This window comes from Sulfolobales archaeon (genome assembly GCA_038897115.1).
Lineage (GTDB): Archaea > Thermoproteota > Thermoprotei_A > Sulfolobales > AG1 > AG1.
Genome location: JAWAXC010000006.1, coordinates 12,752 through 33,178, shown reverse-complemented (window position 1 = coordinate 33,178; position 20,427 = coordinate 12,752). Strand labels below are relative to the sequence as shown.

General features: G+C 41.6%; 18 protein-coding genes. 8 read left to right on the top strand and 10 right to left on the bottom strand.

Annotated elements, in window-relative coordinates; translation table 11 throughout:
- Window positions 1-44 precede the first annotated feature (44 nt).
- Entirely contained in the window at window positions 45-986 is a 942-nt protein-coding gene (gene prs, locus QXE01_01845; GenBank protein MEM4969976.1) for a ribose-phosphate diphosphokinase, read from the bottom strand.
- Window positions 987-998: 12 nt separating this feature from the next.
- On the bottom strand, window positions 999-1,706 hold the full coding sequence (locus QXE01_01840) for a nucleotidyltransferase family protein (protein MEM4969975.1): 708 nt from the start codon (window positions 1,704-1,706) through the stop codon (window positions 999-1,001).
- A 184-nt stretch (window positions 1,707-1,890) separates the two neighbouring features.
- Here QXE01_01840 and QXE01_01835 point away from each other — a divergent pair, with 184 nt between their 5' ends.
- Together QXE01_01835 and QXE01_01830 are read left to right on the top strand one after the other, a co-directional pair.
- Window positions 1,891-3,489: a radical SAM protein gene (locus QXE01_01835; protein ID MEM4969974.1), complete on the top strand. Its 1,599-nt coding sequence runs from the start codon at window positions 1,891-1,893 to the stop codon at window positions 3,487-3,489.
- 80 nt (window positions 3,490-3,569) lie between these two features.
- Complete coding sequence (locus QXE01_01830) at window positions 3,570-3,866, top strand: DNA-directed RNA polymerase subunit M (protein ID MEM4969973.1); 297 nt, start codon at window positions 3,570-3,572, stop codon at window positions 3,864-3,866.
- Window positions 3,867-3,941: 75 nt separating this feature from the next.
- Here the strand turns inward: QXE01_01830 and QXE01_01825 are convergent, their stop codons facing one another.
- Window positions 3,942-5,189 carry an Nre family DNA repair protein gene (locus tag QXE01_01825; protein MEM4969972.1) on the bottom strand — a complete coding sequence of 416 codons (1,248 nt, stop codon included), beginning with the start codon at window positions 5,187-5,189 and terminating at the stop codon, window positions 3,942-3,944.
- A gap of 119 nt (window positions 5,190-5,308) precedes the next feature.
- Here QXE01_01825 and QXE01_01820 point away from each other — a divergent pair, with 119 nt between their 5' ends.
- Window positions 5,309-6,049: a purine-nucleoside phosphorylase gene (locus tag QXE01_01820; GenBank protein MEM4969971.1), complete on the top strand. Its 741-nt coding sequence runs from the start codon at window positions 5,309-5,311 to the stop codon at window positions 6,047-6,049.
- A 23-nt stretch (window positions 6,050-6,072) separates the two neighbouring features.
- Here the strand turns inward: QXE01_01820 and QXE01_01815 are convergent, their stop codons facing one another.
- Window positions 6,073-7,335, bottom strand: coding sequence for an MBL fold metallo-hydrolase (locus QXE01_01815; GenBank protein ID MEM4969970.1), 1,263 nt, complete (start codon window positions 7,333-7,335; stop codon window positions 6,073-6,075).
- 71 nt (window positions 7,336-7,406) lie between these two features.
- Between QXE01_01815 and QXE01_01810 the strand changes: the two genes are divergently transcribed.
- Together QXE01_01810 and QXE01_01805 are read left to right on the top strand one after the other, a co-directional pair.
- Window positions 7,407-7,784 (top strand): nascent polypeptide-associated complex protein, encoded by a 378-nt coding sequence (locus QXE01_01810; protein ID MEM4969969.1) that lies wholly within the window; start codon window positions 7,407-7,409, stop codon window positions 7,782-7,784.
- A 238-nt stretch (window positions 7,785-8,022) separates the two neighbouring features.
- On the top strand, window positions 8,023-8,784 hold the full coding sequence (locus QXE01_01805) for a hypothetical protein (protein ID MEM4969968.1): 762 nt from the start codon (window positions 8,023-8,025) through the stop codon (window positions 8,782-8,784).
- Window positions 8,785-9,438: 654 nt separating this feature from the next.
- On the opposite strand, the gene QXE01_01800 is transcribed toward QXE01_01805, so the two are convergent.
- A complete protein-coding gene (locus QXE01_01800) occupies window positions 9,439-9,729 on the bottom strand; it encodes a hypothetical protein (GenBank protein MEM4969967.1) in 291 nt (96 codons plus the stop codon).
- Window positions 9,730-9,862: 133 nt separating this feature from the next.
- Here QXE01_01800 and QXE01_01795 point away from each other — a divergent pair, with 133 nt between their 5' ends.
- A complete protein-coding gene (locus QXE01_01795) occupies window positions 9,863-10,090 on the top strand; it encodes a ribbon-helix-helix domain-containing protein (protein ID MEM4969966.1) in 228 nt (75 codons plus the stop codon).
- An 89-nt stretch (window positions 10,091-10,179) separates the two neighbouring features.
- Here QXE01_01795 and QXE01_01790 read toward each other — a convergent pair whose 3' ends face one another.
- The gene (locus QXE01_01790; protein ID MEM4969965.1) at window positions 10,180-11,037 is read right to left on the bottom strand and encodes a carbon-nitrogen hydrolase family protein; all 858 of its coding nucleotides are present in this window, start codon (window positions 11,035-11,037) and stop codon (window positions 10,180-10,182) included.
- Window position 11,038: 1 nt separating this feature from the next.
- Window positions 11,039-14,851, bottom strand: a complete 3,813-nt coding sequence (rgy, locus tag QXE01_01785) for a reverse gyrase (protein MEM4969964.1) — start codon at window positions 14,849-14,851, stop codon at window positions 11,039-11,041.
- A gap of 377 nt (window positions 14,852-15,228) precedes the next feature.
- On the opposite strand from rgy, the gene QXE01_01780 reads away from it, so the two are divergent.
- Window positions 15,229-16,257 carry an MBL fold metallo-hydrolase gene (locus QXE01_01780; GenBank protein ID MEM4969963.1) on the top strand — a complete coding sequence of 343 codons (1,029 nt, stop codon included), beginning with the start codon at window positions 15,229-15,231 and terminating at the stop codon, window positions 16,255-16,257.
- A gap of 72 nt (window positions 16,258-16,329) precedes the next feature.
- On the top strand, window positions 16,330-16,578 hold the full coding sequence (locus tag QXE01_01775; GenBank protein ID MEM4969962.1) for a DNA-directed RNA polymerase subunit K: 249 nt from the start codon (window positions 16,330-16,332) through the stop codon (window positions 16,576-16,578).
- Window positions 16,579-16,687: 109 nt separating this feature from the next.
- On the opposite strand, the gene thsA is transcribed toward QXE01_01775, so the two are convergent.
- The 3 genes from thsA to QXE01_01760 form a co-directional block, all read right to left on the bottom strand.
- On the bottom strand, window positions 16,688-18,376 hold the full coding sequence (thsA, locus tag QXE01_01770; GenBank protein ID MEM4969961.1) for a thermosome subunit alpha: 1,689 nt from the start codon (window positions 18,374-18,376) through the stop codon (window positions 16,688-16,690).
- Between the two features lie 119 nt (window positions 18,377-18,495).
- On the bottom strand, window positions 18,496-19,443 hold the full coding sequence (locus QXE01_01765; protein ID MEM4969960.1) for a hypothetical protein: 948 nt from the start codon (window positions 19,441-19,443) through the stop codon (window positions 18,496-18,498).
- A 347-nt stretch (window positions 19,444-19,790) separates the two neighbouring features.
- Complete coding sequence (locus QXE01_01760) at window positions 19,791-20,420, bottom strand: superoxide dismutase (GenBank protein ID MEM4969959.1); 630 nt, start codon at window positions 20,418-20,420, stop codon at window positions 19,791-19,793.
- Window positions 20,421-20,427 lie beyond the last annotated feature (7 nt).

Genomic DNA, 20,427 nt, shown 5'->3' with positions numbered 1-20,427 from the left:
AGCCTTGCCCTTTTAAGGCTGAGGTTAGAGATACTAACAGAAGATCAAACGACACTGGAACCCTTAGAGTCTGTGTGATACCCTATGTTTAGAGATAGGATCTCTGTGATTTTTGTATATATATGCATATATAGGTCTATATATTCTACTCCTTCAACATAGTGTTTAACAGTTTTTCCACAGACGATTCTGCTAACACCAGCATCCCTTATCCTTTCAACGGAACCTTTAACGAATATTGGGTGGACACATGCAACATATACCTTAGAAGCTCCCCTCTCGAGTATTAATTTAGCAGCATTAGCTATGGTTCCTCCAGTGCTTATTATATCGTCTACTATTAATGCTTTTTTTCCTCTAAGGTTTATTTCCTCCTTAATAAAGGATCTAACCTCACCTGTATATCGATCTCTCTGCTTCTCAATATAGTATACACCATATACATTTGATAGTTTCGATGCTAATCTCTTAGCTCTTTCAACACCACCTATATCTGGTGAAAATACTACGAGCTCCTCTTCATCTTTAAACTGCGAGGCAAGGGGTGTGATACCATCTATCTCGATGAATCCTTCCCCATAGATTCTCTTTGGTATATCTGAGTGGGGCTCTACGACAAAAACCCTGTTCACACCTAGATCTTTTATGCTCCTCAGAATCACATTTATCGATACAGGCTCTCCTTCTAAGAAGACCTTATCCTGTCTAGCATATGCTAGATAGCTTATTAAGAGATCCACCTCGGAGGCTCCACCTCTGATTGCAGCATCTATCGCTAATAGTAGCTCGATGAATTTTCTATCCTGCATGGGGTACATAGACTGGGTTATTAGAACCCTCTTACCCCCCACCCTCCCCTCTAGCCTTAGATATAGCTCGCCATCAGGATGTTCCTTTGTAAATGCTTTTACAACCTCTCCACCTAGAAGTGATGCTACCCTCTCCCCAATACCTGGATCCCCACTTAGCGGGATTACACTATACATAGCTAGAGCCACCTAGAGGACTAGCTTACCTCCCGATATGTCGTTCCCCACCTCCTCTATATCCTTTACAGTATCTATCGATCTCCAATAAACATCTTCCCCATATATCTTTGCCAGGAGCTTCCCTTCAGATGCTAGTCTAGGGAAGCATGTTCTCTCTATATCGCCCCTCTCTGGTAGGTAGTCAAATATAGTGGGCTTCATAGCATATACACCAGCATTGATCATATAATCTGGGATTATCGGCTTCTCTATAAAGCTAGTCACATTCCCACTATCGTTGACCCTAACAACTCCATAGGGGCTTCTTAAGGGAACCACCGCTATTGATGCAACAGCTACGGGATTTTTCCTCAGTATTTCAACTAACTCGAGAGGATTCAATGTGGTTATTATATCTCCATTTATCAGTAGAAACATCTCCTCCCTACTCAATATATGCTCAGCATTCTTTAGAGCCCCACCGGTTCCTAGGGGATCCTCTTCAACTACATATGAAATTCTAACCCCATATCTGCTTCCTGATCCCAGCTCATCTATAATCATGTTCTTCTTATACCCAACTAGAATCACTAGATCCTTGATACCATGTCTTTTAAGCCACTCGATCTGCCAAACTATGATGGGCTTTCCACCCACCTCGATAAGGGGTTTAGGCTTATCATCTGTAAGAGGTCTTAACCTCTTACCATATCCCCCAGCTAGTATTGCTGCCTTCAAAAATCTCCCCCTATGAGTTCCCTACCACAAATATTTCTCCTTTATAGCTGAAGCTTCTCTCAATGCTAATGAAGATCGTTAAGTTCTAATACCTAATTAATAACACCTCTGTGATAACCCCGTTATCACGAATTTAAATCTTTATAAGGGATATTGCGGAATATTTAGGAAAGAAGGTGATTTAATGAGCGGTATGGGAAGCAATCGTTTTGATATAATAATAACTACAGATAGGACTATGATGACAGATCACCATGGTAAGGAGTTCATAGGATTCATGGCTACAAGCCCAAGTGTAGGGCTTCCCGAGTTTCTATGGATGTATCTCTGCTGCCCTAAACCTAGAGTTGATAGATATGGGAGGCCCCTCGTAGCTCCCTATGGCCTTAGAAAGGTTGAGGCCAAGCTTCTTGAGAGCGGTTTTAACGCTGCTGTGATAGACCCCGACTATATAGATCGCTATGTAGAGAGCGCAAAGATCCTAATGGTGGGGCATCACGATTACTTCGCATTCGGCCCACCTAGCTCTGAGTGGTGGCTTATAACAGGTAAGGAACCTGTTAACAGGAGAAGCTTTATAAAGCTGATGAGCAGGCCCTCTATAAAGAGGGCTAAGAAGAAGGGTCTTAAAATAGTTGCTGGTGGGCCAGCGGCGTGGCAGTGGTTCTGGGAGCCCGATCTATGGAAGGGGTTTGGGGTTGATGTTGTCCTAGATGGGGAGGCTGAGAAGGTTATAGTCCCCCTCGTAAAAGATCTATTGGAGGGTAGGGAGGTTCCTAACTATATATTCGTTGGAGCTAATATGGCTCCAGATGTTGAGGAAATCCCAGAGATAAAGAATCCTAGTGTTAACGGGCTCGTCGAGATAATGAGGGGATGTCCTAGAGGCTGTAGTTTCTGTTCAGTTACTCTTAAAACCCTTAGGCATTACCCATTAGAGAAGATAGAGAGGGAGATCCTCGTTAATGTGAGGCATGGAATAGTTCATGGAATACTTCACAGCGACGATGTTCTCCTCTATGGATCACAAGGAGTGATACCAGAGCCAGAGCCCTTGATCAAGCTCCACGAGCTAGCGCTTAAACACTATAAGACAATAGCTTGGAGCCACGCCTCCCTAGCAGCTATCGTTGTTGCTCAGAGGAGATATAAGCTAATAAGCAAGCTAATGGATATAGTGTTTTCCAAAGGTGAGCAGGATTATATAGGGGTTGAGGTGGGCCTTGAAACAGGATCCCCTAGGCTCGCTAAGATAATAATGCCTGCTAAGGCAGCGCCCTTCAAAGTCGAGGAATACCCAGAGATCGCTGAGGAGGCCTTCGCCATAATGCATGAACATAGAATTATACCAGCAGCAACATTCATACTTGGACTTCCAGGCGAGGAGGAGGATGATGTGTGGAAAACCGTCGAGCTTCTAGATAGAATTAGGAAGTATAGGAGCATCGTTGTGCCAATGATCTTTGTGCCTATGGGGGCTCTTAAAGTAGATAAAAAGTCAGGGATCAAAGGACTTAAGCTAACCAGAGCCCATATAGAGGCGATGAGAAAAGCTCTCTGGCACTCGATATACTGGGGCGAGGATATAATATCCAAGTTCTATATAAAAGGGCCTAAATACACCTTAGTCAGGCTCCTTCTAAAAGCATTTATAGAATACGCTAGGTGGAAGGCTTCAAAGATAGAGGAGGAGATAGAGACATATAACGAGATCGTGTTATCAATAGATAGAGCGAAAGAAAAAGCTGAGAAGGCTATAATAAGCCAACTAATAGGAAGATAAAGCCTGGCAAGGCCAAAGCTAGTTAAATATATATTGCCCCTTAGCGCTATATTTTTCTAGCTTGGAGGTGATATCTCGAGATGGAATTTTGCCCCAAATGCGGAGGAGTTATGATGCCAACTAAGAAAGGGGAGAGTGTGTATCTCAAATGCAGCAAATGTGGATATGAGAAAAAGGCGTCGGGAGACGCTTTAAGGGGATACACAATATCTAGGGAGACAGATAGAAGCTTAAGGGTTAAAACAACATCTAAGATTAGCGAGGCTAGAGGTATATCTAGAAGCATTGAAGAGCTGGAGCAGGAGAAGGAAGAATACTATGAGATCTTCCTAGATCTAGTGGAGAAGGAGGAAGAGCCAGAGCAGCCTGAGGAGTAGAGAAATAGCTGGAGCAAAGGAAAGGAATTACTAGGAATACATCTATTGTCACAAGTAAGTTAGAATGGACTAGGATCATTTCGGCCCGAGGTATCTATCAAGGGTCTGCTGCCTTCCACGAGCCTTATCTCCCAGCCTGATCATATTTGCTAGCAGTTCACTCTCTACAGTAGATATAGCCTCTGATATTGTGGATACCTTCTCCGGAGATTTTTCCAGAATCCTTCTAACCGTCTCCCTTATGTGCCAGTTACCCACGCTGGCATAGTATCTTGGTGTGATCTCCCTTACAACAATTATCGATGCCCTCCTACCTCTTCTATAAAGATGTTCTAGAACAGCTAACCTAGCTGCGTGGTATCCTCCATCCATGAAGAGAGGCTCTCCACTGAAACCCTCTCTATTTCTTATAACAATCGGTTCTCTTCCCCCCTCTGTAAATATCGTGTTAGGATGCCAGATCTCTATCCACTCAAAGCTATATGGACCTGGCTGTATTATAACCCAAAACCTGTTTCCTAGATATTCTCCTCGGTATAGCTCTATATCGTTTACAGAGCTATATGTCCTAATAGATCTCAGAAGCTTAGATGATATAACACTATCAACAGCTGTTATAGCCCATCTAGTGGGGACAAGCCTTCTATTCCTAGGAAGACCTAGAAGGCCGAAGGATAGAGCTCTCTGTATTGTATATATTGAGACACCCCCCATATATAACTCCCATATAGCTTCTGATGCTCTCAACTCATCACCATAGATCTTCTCAACACTTCTAGGTATGCTGGGGTTACTGTTTACCCTAACCCTATCAGCTACTGCTAAGAGGCCGTGGGGTGTTATTATAGGATCTAGTGTCTTTACAGGGGTGGGAGCTCTAGCAAGGCTAGCCTCTGTATCAACTGGTTTTGACGATACCATTGCAAAGGGTATCTCAAGATCTATTAACCTCTGGTAATTCCTAACATCAGCTTTTATTAATGCTGCTACAACACTTGATCTAAGCTCTATTATATCTTCCAGAGACTTGACACCCCACCATTTTTCAGGGGAATCATATATAGAGGCCTCATCACCGATAACACCAGGTGGTATACCTATTAACACAGGTACCACCGGGTAGTCCTTCTCACCAACAACACCACTTGGAGGTGTAGAACCTTCAACATCTCTTCCAACAATCTTAACATATACCTTTGCCTGTGCCCTTAACCTCACTATTAAGGGGCATCTTGGTAGTCCGCAGAGCATCTTATAGCCTTTACATCTTACACATAGAGATGAAGAGATCTCCTTTCCAAAACCTCCTAGGAGATATCCCACTCTACCCTCCTTCCTCTAAATATTTTTAGATCTTAGAGGCAATATATTAGCATAAGATATTGTCTAGTGAAGCACCACTACCTTATTAGAGCCTATATAACATGATGTTGGGAGAAGCGATGGGGGGTGAGAGGAAGCCCCTACATATTCTAGCTAGTAGAGAGGATATATCGCCTAGGGTTATAGCTGTTGGTGATCCTAATAGGGCTAGGGTATTATCATCAACAATACTTGAAAAGCCAAGGCTTGTGAATGAGTATAGAGGTTTCTTAATATATACAGGGCTCTATATGGGGGAGCCCCTCACTATAGCAACGCATGGTGTGGGAGGTCCTTCGGCTGCAATAGTCTTTGAAGAGCTACATATGCTTGGAGCAAAATATATTGTGAGATTGGGAAGCACGGGTGCGTTGGTGTCACATATAGATATAGGGGATGTGGTTGTTGCCGATGGAGCTGCATATCCTATAGGAGGTGCGATGGGTATGTATATAGGTAATGATAGTTTCTACCCAGCTTCACCCGATATAGAGCTAACATATTTAATATATAAAAGATTATTAAATAGTAGAGGTTATCGCGTATATATAGGTGCAGTATATAGCTCTGATGCATTCTATGCTGAGAATCCTGAGTTTGTCTCTAAATGGGCTTCTAGAAACGTGCTTTCAGTTGAAATGGAATGTGCAACGCTTTTCACCATATCCAGGCTAAGGGGTATGAGGTCTGCCTGTGTCTTGGTGGTTAGCGATAACCTTGTTAAAGGTGTATCTGTGCTCTCCTCGCTAGATGTGCTTAGGGAGAGGTTTATAGAGGTTGGCAGAGCAATTGCCGATATACTAGTCGAGTTTAAGGGATAGCTAGGGGATCTATATTAGCAGAGCTATATTTCAATCACATCTCCTATTCCTGGGAGGATAACCTCCACCCCGAGCTCCTCTTTTACCCTATTAGCGAATGAAGAGCCAACATCTGGATCCGTGTGGATCACTATGACCTTTTCAAGACTTTTTATACCCTTTACAATAGATAGGAGGCCAGATCTCCCTGCATGTGCTGAGAAGTCGAACCACTCAACCCTAGCTACCACCCTAGGGCCGTTTTCCATGAAAACCCCCTTTTCAAGGATCATTCTGCCAGGGGTGTTCTTACCCTGATAGCTTACTAAGAATATAGCTGACTTCTTATCCCCTGCAAGCCTCTTTAGATAGTAAAGGGCAGGGCCCCCCTTAAGCATGCCAGCACTAGCTACTATAACTCCTGGTTCTCTCCATATCTTTCTACGCATACTCCACCCATCAACCTGGACAAATATATCGTTGGCTTTTTTGAGCAATTCTGGCTTCCTTATATAGTTTATATATCTCAACATAATATCGGTAATAGGCCTTATCATCCCATCATAGCTAACCATAACGCTATCAAGCTTCTCGGCTAGCAATGATAAAATCTCCTGGGATCTGCTGAGGCTAAATGCTGGGACCAAAACCGTGCCTCCATCTTCAACCACCTCCTTAATGGATTCGATAAATCTAGCTTCTACAACACTCCTCTCAGCATGATCTGTATCCCCATATGTTGCCTCTATTATCAAAACCTCAGCATCAAGACCAGCAAGATCTGCAGGGCCTACTAGCCTTGTTTCTATGGTGTTCACATCACCTGTATAGAGGATCCTCTTGCTTCCTGTGTCTAGGAGAACAGACGTTGACCCCGGTATATGGCCTGCATCTCTAAAGACTGCTTTGAAACCCCCTACATCGATCTCATCTTTATATTTTACCGATATAGCGCTCTCCATAAACTTTTCAACCTCATTGGCTTCGAAAGGTAGGTAATATGATGATAGTTTCAGGAAGTCATATAGCATAAGCCTTGATATATCCCTTGTAATTGGCGTCATATAGGATCTAGGCTTGGCTGAGATATATAGTAGGGGAGCTGCTCCAACATGATCTAGGTGGGCATGTGTTATCACCACTCCATCAACACTAGATGGGGGTATTGTGAGTGGTAGCATAGGTATATCTCTTTCATCAAAAGTTACCCCATAGTCTAGAAGTATATATCTACCCGCCTTTTCTATGGCTATAGCAGCTCTACCAACTTCTTTTCCTGCACCTAGAATATGTATCTTCTGATTCATCTTCTTCATATTTAGAAGTATATTGGAGCTAATATATTCTCTTTAACCCATATTAGGTAGGGTTCTAAAGAATGTTCCCATTACCAAGGGATCTGGAGAGACAGCTTAGAAAAATGGGTTTGAAGGTTGAGGAGTTACGCGGTGTGAAGCTTGTATTGATAGAAACCGATGATAGAGAGATAATGATAGAGGATCCCCAGGTTCTAATCATGACTCTAAAGGATCAAAAGATATTCCAAGTAATTGGAACCAAGGTAAAGGAAATAAGAGAGGCGGAGGCGAGGAAGGAAGAAACCGGGATCAGTATATCTGAAGACGATATAAGATTTGTTGCCGAACAGGCAGGTATTACATATGAGAAAGCAAAGGAGATTTTGGAAAGGGCTGGTGGAGATATTGCAAAAGCACTGATGATCGCTCAGGAAGAGAGCTCTACAGGGAAGACATAGAATACCTAATAATCTCAACTATATAAGCTCTTAAACAGAGCGCTTCAACACCTACCTTAAACTACCCATTAAAATTATATAAAGCCCTAAACAATGCTCTATCTCTCCATAGGTAGAGATTATATCTATAGCTGTGGGAGAGCTTTTATAAGAAAAATCTTTAAAATATACCAGCCAGATCTGAAAATCGATTGGGGTTGTTTGGTATTACCTTGTTGAATTCCTACAGCTAGGATCTATGATCCAGATGTTAGTGCTCTATTACTTCATATACCTATTTCTTATTATTTTTGCATCTAAGATCCTTATGGGTGTTTGTAAAATATCGCAGGAGCTCTTCCTCTCTCTTTTTATATATTTAGATAAGCTAGGAGATATATCACGTGAGGCGAGAGATCTCCTATTGAGGCTTGCATGGAAGTTATATGATCTTAATCGTAAGAGATCTATATCTATTAATCATAGCATAATGGAGATCCTCGTCGCCTCATATTTAGCTAAAAACGGCTATGAGGATATCGATGTTGAAGCCCCTGTTGGTGATTTAGTAGCCGATGTAGTTGCTATTAGAGAGGGTAAGAAGCTGGTGGTTGAGATTGAAACAGGATTTACGCCAGCAGATCACTCAATAGATCCGATCGAATATCTAAAAGCCAGAATAGCCAGTAAAATTGCTAGATATAGTTCCAAAGGCGATGTGTTTGCCCTAGCATTTCCAATATACTATATACCCCCTATACCGGTTTCCCTATTAAAGCCGCCATCTATGAGGCAGGTGGATGAATTAATAAAGCTGATGGAGACTATTAATCAGTATTATAAAAACCCGCCAATAGATATAAAGGATCTCATGAAGGCCAAGGTGGATGAACTCTATATCCTCTATATAGATAAAGGTAAAGTAATAAAGATTAGTCCAGGCGATATGCTTTCCCTTAGAACATATTTATATAGCGAGCTAGATCCACAGGGATTTTTATTTAACAAATATGAGGCATAAAAGGCGCCTTTTGCTCTTAACTGCTGTTTTTGGTTTCATGTTAATTTATAAAAATATTGATATCAATTTTGCACAGTCTTCTTAAGTCTATTAGATATGGAGATACCATATACCTATACCTATTAAACACCCTCCACATAACCCAGTGCATAAGTTTTATAGCTGGCTGTTTAGCTAGAGGGCGGCGCTATGAACTCTATGAGCAATGCGGGGGAGAGGAAGCTGCCCGAGGAAGCTCTCCACGTCCCCGATGGGAGGTTAACTCCCGTAGGCTGTGTGGAGAGAGCATAAGAGGTATGAGGGCGAGCGGAGATATAAAACACGATGAACTGCAATGAAGACCAACCCCTAAGGATAGCCTTCCACGCTAGGGCTTATCATAATTTCTTCCACTCCACCGATCTTCCTAACATCACTCTAGGGTGATTCTACAAAAGCGGATTCAATCATCTCAAAGGATTTTAAGCTTTTGAAGACTTCTACCGCTATTAAACTCTCTTCGAACAAGGCTTAAGTCTTCTCTAGAATGAGAATAGGTCGATTGAAGATAAGAATGTTTTGAGGTAAATTCCTAAGCCGATGTATTATCTATAGTTTTATAAGAAGGGATCGTGAGTGTTTGATAGTTCTTCATAGTCAAGGCTAAGAGGGAGTCTAATGTTCTTTAGGATCTTCTTGTGTATCGATATCTGGCGCTATTACTTTGTCTTCAGTCACCATGTATTTACCCCATCTATCATAGTGCTTTATTATGATCCATGTTCTAACAATTCTATGATACTCAATACACTCTGTCTCGATAAGCTCATTATCTCGAGTAACCCCTATGATCTTTGACTTTTGAATCTTTGATCCCGCATCGCTGCAGCTCTCCATCTTAACAGATCTTAGGAGGCCATTTATAGCCAGGCCCAGTAGATCTAGATAATGAACCTTCCTTGCCATAGATGATTAGACCCTTCCAAACAGTAATACTAGAGGTCTTAAATTTCACAAGGTTATTATCCAACGCTACCCCAATATTAGGGGGAGATTTTTATAAGCAAATAATTATTGTAAACATTAATTGGTGGTTGAAGTGCGGATCATAACAGTTAAAATACCGGAAAGCTATCTAGAAGGTCTAGAAGAGCTTGTTAATACAGGTAGATATACCTCTAGAAGTGAGGCTATAAGGGCTGCAATTAGAGAGCTACTTAGAAGAGAGCTATGGGATATGCATGGTGAGAGAAAATCCGAGAATAGCGAAAATGATGATTATGGTTACAGAGATAAGAAGGGGAAGATAATAAAGTTATCACTTTAAATATATAGATCCTTCATATATAGTTAGCTTCACCAACCCTTTCTATTTAAACCTCAAATCACTATGTAAATAGTAATAGAAATAGAGAGTTATACCTCCATTCCCAAAAGTTTTTTCCTCCTTAGCCAGAGATATACTTTTTTAACTGTAGCTATATCCCTCCTAATATCTCTCTTGGGAGTTCCACGCCTCTCAACCTCTAGGAAGAACATTGTCTCTTCAAATCCCTTCATCTCCTCCTTTACACCCTCCTTAGGATCTACTATGATTGTTGGAACCTCAAAGTAGTCATGGCTATTAGAGGATACGATACCCCCAACCCCGATTACTGGGACTGAGTTTTCAATCGATCTTGCTATTAATAGGCTTCTATAGTTCTTAAATTCCTCATTGAGCCTCATGAAAGTTATTATTATCTCTGATCCCGCTATAGCTAGTGCGTGTGCTATCTCAGGTGCTAGGAGATCTTCTTCACACATAATACCTATAGTGATCCCCACATCTATGACCCCTAGCTCGCTTCCAGACGATATCAACCCAAGATCTAGCGGGCCAAGAGCTATTTTCCTATATTTTGCAACAACACCTCTATTAGGTGTTATAAAGATCGATGTGCTATATAGTCTAGGACCTGCCCTCTCTATTATAGGCCCTGTTAATATAGGGATACCTGTTCTCTCTGAGTAGTGTTTTAGAATCTCTGTAGTGCTTCCAGGGATCTTCTCCGCATATGTTTTCTTAAAATGCTTCCTAGGATCTACATCCCCAATGCTATCAAGCACAGGTCCCAGGTGGAATAGTGTTGGGAGTATTACTAGTCGTGATCTTCTCTCTTTCGCCGCAGTAAGGATCTCATAGACTCGTTCTAGATTTTTCCTCTTCATCTTATATCTTATCCTCATATGGGGGACAGCTATTATCATCTTATCCTCTCCAACTCCTCTCATTCTACCCACCCTCAACTAGTCTATAGCTTTTGAGCTCATTATATAGTTCGTTAAGCACCTCTATATAGTCTGTTAAACCCCTCTCGATCTGATCCATCTTCTCCTCCAGCTTCCTAGTCCTATCTATATTTACTAGAGCATTGTATTCCTTAGATAGATAGTCATAGACCCTCCTACCATATTTATTCGAGACCAGATACCCTGTCTTCTTGAAGAAGCTCTTCACGATATATCTTCTAAGGATTATGTCAACTATCTTAGCATATGTGCTAGGCCTTCCAATTCCCTCATGCTTCATCATCCTAATAAGATCTCCAGGTGTATATAGCCTCTCACCTCTAAAGTTCTCAGAGCTAACCACAACCTCAACATCTCGGCCTATAAGGGTTTTGGGGAATAGCCTGTATTGATGGCTATAGAACTCCATAAACCCTTTCTCAACTATATCGCATATCTCTTTAGAGGTCACCTGAGCTATCGTGCCCGAGCTATCCCTTACCTCGAAACCTATAATACAGACTTTAACCTTAGCTGGGATAGATTGGCTCGCGATGAACCTTCTGAAGATTAGATCATATACCTTCATATGATCCCTTGAAAGTCTAATATCTAACAACCCCTCAGCCAACATCCTACCTAGCATATCAAGATCCAGAGGCCTTGTAGGTCTTATAGCCTCGTGCGCACCCCCTTCTCCCCATCTTCTAGGCCTTAAAAGATCTAGCTTCCCTAGCTCAGTCATATATGATTTAGCTATTTCAATCCCATAATCAGATACTCTTGTGGAATCCGTTCTATGATATGTTATGAGACCCAATTCGAATAGATCTTGAGCGATATCCATAACCCTTGGAGCAGGGATTCTTAGATACTGCGATATATCTACAAGCATGGTATCAGTTGTATAGGGAGGCGGTGGACTTAGCTCCTCAACATGGCTCTCAACAACATCTATGTGGATTGTAACCTTATCACCTATATTTGGTTTTCTGGTAAACATGCTGAGAGGTATTTCCAATAGATACTGTGGCTCTCTCTCACCTATCTGTAGCCTCGCTATAAAGTACTTCCCCTTCTTATGCTCCCTAGTAGATGTTACAACCCAGCCGAGAACAGGTGTCTGAACTCTTCCAGCGCTGAGCCTATATTTGAGATCTAGCTCTTCCTCCTCCTTTAGATGATCTGTTACTTTCTGTGATAATATAAATCCTATCCATCGATCCTCTATCCTCCTAACCAGCTGAGCCCTAACCCTATTCAGATCTATATCTCTTGGATTATTAATTGCATTGATAAAAGCTCTCCTAGTTACTTCATGGAACTCTATCCTCTTTATTCTATTGTTATAGGGCTTCAAAGCTATATAGAGATCAAAAGCTATCTTCTCACCCTCAGTATCGGGATCAGTAGCTATATAGATCTCATCAACCTCTAGAGCAGCCTTTCTAAGAGCCTCTATAGTGCTTCTACTATCCCTAATATCATTAGAACCACATATTGGGCATCTAAGCTCCCCCTCTAAAGAGTCATTGGTGAATTGATTACCACATCTTCTACACTTTTTAATCGTAGTATATATTGGGATATATTTACCACTCTCTACTATAACCCCATACAGAGATCTCTGTTTTGAATATAGATAGTTATCTAGATCATCAACCGCTAAATCATATAAATGCCCACCGCTAGCAGTGATGAGGAGGGTTAGATTACCTAATGAAGCCTCATAAACCCTGATCTCTCCTAGCTCCTTAACGCTTGGCCTGCCAAAGAAGCTAGCTATTGTTCTAGCCTTATTAGGTGATTCAACTATGATAAGTACTGTTCTTGTCAGCTCCTTAACGCGATCTCCTAGAGATATATGTAGAATTCCCTGCCTAGCCTTTCTAATATTATCCCTGTCAAGATCGATCTCCCTAAGGATCTCATCTATATTCACCTCATCAAGCCTTTTAAGACTGATTTCATCAGAGATAATTTTAAGCCTTCTCTCGAGCCCCCTAAGCATTCTAGGATCTTTCTCCAAAATTATCGATAAACCCTTTGAAATACCTCCTACATATAGTCTAGAGGTTCTACCACTTGCCTGTATATATGTAGCCCAGTCAGGGATATATACATATATTCTATCTCCTACCCTCTCAACCTTTGTATATGGATTTCTCTCTAGCTTAGAAAGAAATCCTGGCTCTGAGATCACAGAGTTCACAGCATCTATAGCCTCTTTAAGAACCCTCTCTGCCCAGCTTGAAGTTTCTCCCCTTCTAGCCTTCTCAAATGCTTCCTTGAGATATGTTGGAGAGCTTCTCCTCAGAATCTTTAACACTTTGTTAAGCGTTGTTGTGAGCTCTTCCTTCTTATTACTATCCTCTATAATGTCGATTGCTAACTCTAGGATCCTCGGTATATCCTGGATCTCTATCTCTTTTATATCAAGAGCTATTCTATGTCTAGGTGCTTCGAGGAATATAGCATATCTAATCACGTCAGGAAGATCGATTCCTCTTACTGCAACACCGTAATATGTTGATACACCAACCACAACATCGATCTCTCTATTTGCAAATCCATCTATTGTCTTCACATTCCTACTCGTTAGAGGTGCAACGCGTAAACCCGTTCTTTTCGAGAGTATCTCTGATATTTTCTCAGCATATTCTATACCTAGATCCTTAGGTACATATATAATCCCACCAGATCCTAGCTTTTTAACTAGTTTAGACGCTATATCTACGAGATCTTCCTTATCTCCGGCCACATAGTATAGATCTGCTACGTTTCTAATTACATCATATCTAGCCCCTATCTCAAAGCCAAATATCTCTCTAAGGATCTTTATCCTCCTTCCCCGTGCTCTACCTGTAGCGCTGCTTATAACCAGTACTAGATCTTTTCTCCTGGATTTCTCTATATCCTTTTTAAGATCTGAGATCTTTGCTAGAATCTCCCCACTATCCTCTTTAAAAGCAGCCTTAGCCTTGAGATCCACTATAGTTAGGGCCTTCTCAACTACATCCCTCTCTATACCCATGGTATATAGAACATGATCCAATATCTTCCCGCCTCTAAGTATGGAGTCTACATCATCTACGAAGAAGAAGTTTATCTTCCCCTTTATCAGGGATGTGTTATCCTCATTTCTAAAGAATGCCGATGTTGTGATCAATATATCGAATTCTCCTCTAGAGAGTCTCTCAATAACCTCCTTACGCTCTTGCTGCGGGATCCTGCTATGGTAAACCTCAACCCTAACAGCCTTTCCTAGAGAAGCCTTATCCAGATACTCATTGGCTCTCTTATATAGCTGATCTGCTAGTGGTATTGTAGGAACAATAATTACTGATCTCCAGTTTCTCTCTAGAGCTAAGAAGATCGCCATTATGATCCCAAAGGTTGTTTTTCCAACACCTGTGGGGGCTATTAAGGCGAAGCTAGAACCAGTTATAACTCTCTTAGCCCACATCTTCTGAAGACTCCAGGGATCCCTGCCGATGCATTTTCTAAATAGCTCTGAAAACTTATCAACGCTATCCTCAACCTTAATGAGTGATTCATAGCTTATCACAGATCTTTTCTCGAGCCTACCCTTCTCCTTTAAAACACTATAAACCCATCTATGGAGCTCCTCAATAGAACTTGTTATAGGAAGTCTTCTAATGTATGAGGCATCAATACATCTTTCACATGGAATCCCTGCTGCTAGACGATTGGTGGGTGATGATAATCCACAGTTAGGGCAAGCCCACCTATATATAGCTTCGGGGACATCGGGTAGTGATCCGCCTCTTAGTAGTTCTCTCCCAATCTGCTTCACATAACCAACCAATAATAAGAGAGAAAACCCTCCTTTAAATACGTGATAGAGATGTAAAGCAATTGAGAGAAAGATACCCGCAACTAGGGCTTAGGAGAGCATTAGCTCAGATGATCATAAGCATTAATCCTTTTATCCCTATGGGATTAAGCTTGTAAGTGTTGTAATACGTTAAAGCGATCATAAACCCCTTATGATGAGGTTGAACTTTTAAGCCTCCGAAATCCAACCTTATCTGGGTCAGGATCCTTGGTGAATACTCACTATGATTATATTTTAAAGATATGTTTAAGTAAGATATTTACTCACAAGGGGGTGCAAGCCCATATTCGATGTGGGAGGATGTGTAGAGCTGATATAACCTGGGGTTAGAGATCTTGGAGATAGTTGGTGCAACTATAACCTGCAGGGGGGCTGTGCTTCTGGGTAAGAGCTTATCTATAGATGGGCATGAGGCGCATAGGATAAGGGTTGTGACACATGCTCATTCAGATCATATGCTCGATATTGGGGAGTCGATAAAGAGCAGTCCCAAGATCATCGCACACCCAGCAACCTTAGAGATAATGAGTATCCTAGGTATAGATATACCAAGTAACAAGATGTATAAGGCTGAATATGGAGATGAGATCCGCTTGGAAGATGGTACACTTGAAATCCTTAGGAGTAAGCATATAATAGGCTCGATCCAGGCGTATTTTGTTTCCGAGACAGGCTTCTCCGCTGTATATACCGGTGACTTTAAGGATCCTATATCGGGAACCGAGATTCGTGAGAGCGATATAGTGGTTACAGAAGCAACATATGGCTCTCCAGAGTATGTTAGGCCTTATAAGGATATCATTGATGAGCTATTAGCGGACTTTGTGAGTGAGCTGCTATCTAGAGGTCCGATCATTATAAAAGCTTACTATGGTAAGCAGCAAGAGGTTATGGAGATACTAAGGAGATACGGGATCGCTGCTCCATATATAGCTGGGAATAAGGTGTATAGGATATCGAAGGTGGCTGAGAAATATGGTGTTAAAATCGGTGATCTATTTTTAGAGGGCACTAAAGAAGCCGAGGAGATCGTTAAGCAGGGCTGGTATATATATTTCACACATACGTCCTCTAAGAAGCCCAACAATATATTTAGTAATAATGGGTATAGACATACTGTGGTATATCTAAGCGGGTGGGAGAGGGAGCTATATAGGATGATAGATAGGAATACATATATCTTCTCATATAGTGGACACTCAGATTTCGAGGATCTAATAACATATATAGATAGAGCTAGACCTAGATATGTGATTGTAGATGCATATAGAAGTGGTGATAATGCTAGGAAATTCGCAAAGTATCTAGAAGAGAAGCTTAATATTAATTCCTCATATAAACCTGAAATCTCGATCTGCTATTAAAAATTATAGGGCTTCTAAGAAATAGTGAATCTCTGGATGGATTAATTGGGCTCTGCAGAGCAGTTTATAACAATGATCCCAGTATATAGGGCTAGAGGTAAAAAGCTCACTAGATATGAATATGCTAGAGCAGTAGCTGCTAGAGCTCTCCAACTCTCATTAGGAGCCCCACCCCTTATAGATATCGAGGAGCTCGGAATCAGAGATCCTATTGAGATAGCTAAGGAGGAGATACGGAGAAAGGTGCTACCTATGGTTATTCGAAGAAGATATCCCAATGGTGAGGAAGAGCTTATACCGCTTACTGAGGCGGAGATATAGATCTAAGGCATGCTTTAAAAACAGAGAGGTTAGGATATAAAAAGGCTAAAAATAAAACCAATGATCTAATAATGATCGAATCTCATTGGTAGGGATATAAATACCTATTTTAGTCTAGCTCGGGGGTCTTTGTCTCTTCTTCTCCTTTACCTTTCTTCTCCTCTCCCTTCTTCTCCTCCTTCTTTGGAGCAGCTCCTATCACATCATCTATCTTTAGGAGGGATGTTGCTGCCTCAACAGCTGCTTTTAACACCTGCTTCTTAACAAGCACTGGGTCTATTACGTTTATTTTTGTCATATCATCTAGGATCTTTGCATTTAGCACATCTATTCCTGCTAGTATCTTTCCTTCTGCATGGGCTTTTCTGAGGTTCATTATTGTATCAAGCACATCCATACCCGCAGTACTTGCTAGTATTGCCGCGATCTCTTCTACAGCATCTGCAAATGCCTGGAATGCAAGCTGCTCTTTCCCACTAACACTCTCAGCAACTTTCCTAAGTCTCAGGGCAAGCTCCACCTCAACCGCACCGCCTCCAGCCACGATCTTTGGCTCTCTAATGATATTTCTCACAGCATGTAGACCATCGTTCAGGCTTCTCTCTGTCTCATCTAATATCATGTCATTTGCTCCTCTAAGCAGTATTGTTACAGCCTTCGGGTTCTTAGCCCCCTCTACAAATACCATCTTGTCGTTACCAACCTTTCTCTCTTCTACGAGCTCGGCATATCCTAGATCCTTCTCTGTAAGATCCCTTATACTAGTCACTATCCTCCCACCAGTTGCTCTCTCGAGCTTCTCCATATCACTCCTCTTAACCCTCCTAACAGCTAGAATACCCTTCTTAGCTAGGAAGTGCTGTGCAACATCATCTATACCCTTCTGACAGATCACAACATTAGCTCCCACAGCAGCTATCTTATCCACCATATCCTTCAACATCTTAGCCTCTTCATCTAGGAATGCCTTTATCTGCTCTGGAGAGGTTATGCTGATCTTAGCTGTGATCTCTGGCTTCTCTATCTCTAGAGGAGCATCTAGAAGGGCTATCCTAGCATTGGTAACCCTCTTAGGCATCCCGGGATGAACAACCTCTTTGTCCAGCACAACACCTCTTATGAGCCTTGAATCTAAGAGCGATCCTCCCTTCTTCTTCTCTATTTTAACATTATCTAAAACCACCTCATATCTCTCGCCCCTCTTCTCAGTAGCGATCAATGCTGCCTCTACAGTCATGTCAATCAGCTTATCTATAACATCTGGTGTAGCTATATATTTACTAGCCAGAATAGAGTTGAGAACCTTCTTAAGCTCTTCCTTAGACTTTGCAAACCCCTCTGGAGTCTCTATATCGCTTATAGGAACCTTAATAGCTATTTCATCTAAAATCCTAAGCGCATGATCTAGAGCCTTCTTATACCCCTCAATTATTATTGTAGGATGTATATTCTGATCTAGAAGCCTTTCAGCCTTCTCAAGAAGGGCACTAGCAAGAACAACTACAGAGGTGGTTCCATCTCCAACCTCTGCATCAACAGCCTTTGCAGTTTCAACCAGGAGCTTAGCTGCTGGATGCTGTATCTCCATCTCCTTTACAATGGTCGCACCATCGTTGGTTACTGTAACATCTCCAAAGCTATCAACAAGCATCTTATCAAGACCCCTAGGCCCTAAGCTAGTCTTCAGAACCTCTCCAAGTGCTCTAGCCGCTAGAATATTGCTCCTCAGAGCCTGTCTACCAACTGTTCTCTGTGTCCCCTCCTTTAATATGAGAACCGGGATCCCATAGGCTGCCACTATAGCCACCAAATCATAGTTGTATGGCTTCTATATAAGCTTATCCATAAAGCATATATATAAATCCTCGGTAAATTCTTCAAAACTCTTTAATTATATCCCATATTATAACAAACATCTTACATAAGATCTAGATATTCTTTAGAGCATAGGCCAAGATCTAAATTTATATATTTAGTCCCATCAACACCGATCTCGACGACCCCGCTGCACGCAATTTCATCACCTCTAGCTAGTGATGCATATCTTACTCTATGTGAGTATGCATATAGCTCCTCACCCATTGAAAGGGGTCCTCTGAAGACCTTCATAACCTCTAGGGAATAGAGATAGGGTGAGCTATAGCCATCATAACGATCCTTTACCCTTAATATAGCGGCATAGCTGGTGCTAGAGATCTTCTCAGAGCAGATTTTAGACATTTTAATAGGATCACATCTGACAAGCTGGATAGTCACCCTTTTACCATTATAATATAGAGTATTTATACCATTAAGGATCTTAGAGATCCTTAGCTGGATATCAACACCTTCAATTGATTCTAAGGCTTCTTTAAGCGCTTCATAGTATGAGGGTTTCCTAAAGATCCCCTGTTCTATTAGCTTAAAAATAACTCGAAGATCTTTTTGATCTGCATCATATGTGATAACATCTATATCAGACATATCATCTGGAGCACAATATAGGAGGCTCCCAGTTATTAACCATGACTTACCAGTTGCTGAATCGAGGATCCTGATAATCTCCCTAGCAATCCCATGTAGATCTGTATAACTACTACACATAGGTATTTTAGAAGGTGATATGACCCTTTTAACATCCCTCAGAGGGATCATGGGGATCTCCCTTGCTGTAAAAGGAGGCCTTACGAAATAGGATCTATATATCCTAGCAGCGATGTCCATGGCCTCGCCATATCCTTTATATTTCTTCCCCCCAACAAGCCTAGGAACTGCAGCAATCCTCTCGCCATCATGACAACAACCTTTCACAGCCCATATACTACCATCTATAAGTTCTAGATAATAGCCCTCACAAATATTTATAGAGTGATGCTGCCTATCCAATGTCCTTCCCCCCATCTATAGACATTATTCAACACCTACATTTCCAGCAATATAGCAACCTCTACCTTTAACCCTAACAACGATACAATACAATCTAATACAATCTAATCCCAAACCCACTACCTTCCCTCACATAGAAACTAATCACTAGAAAAATATATAGATCTTGAATTAGCTGAAGAACAACTTCAGAGGTTGATGGATTAATAATATTCATAATCCTCACTTGCTAAGACGTTTCTCGGGATACTCCCTTATATCTGATCTCCTCCCTACCCTAGAGAAGGGCTTATAGTTGTAAGGTGAAATGATTGTGAGATCAGAGATAGCAGCTGGCTATAAAAAATCTATAGACCCAGTGAGGCTTTTCCATGATTCTGAGCTGATCTAACTCTTCTCTCTACATCATCCCAGTTGACTACATTCCACCAGTTATCCACATAGGAACCCCTGTCATTTTTATATTGAAGATAATATGCATGCTCCCACACATCTAGCACTAGAACTGGTATGGCTCCAGATGTGATTAGTAGGTTATGCTTCTCCACCTGGTAGATCCTGAGCTCCTCTGTTAGAGGATCTAGCGCAAGTACAGCCCACCCAACACCCTCGACGTTTTTAGCAGCTGCTGAGAATAGATCTTTGAACTTCTCAAAGCTCCCAAATGTCTTGTTTATAAGATCTGCTGTAACACCCCCAGGCTTCCCACCACCCTTCCCTGGGGGAGCCATGTTTGGCCAGAATATTGTGTGCATTATATGCCCACCATAGTTAAAGCTGAAGTCTCTCAGCACCGCCCTTATATCTACCTGGATCTCTCCCTTCATATGCTTCTCAATTTTCTCGAGAGCTGCATTTGCACCGTTAACATATGACTGGTGATGCCTTGTGTGGTGGAGCCTCATGATCTCTTCAATTATGTATGGCTCGAGGGCATTATATGAGTATGGGAGTGGGGGGAGCTCATACCTCTTCATATTCTCA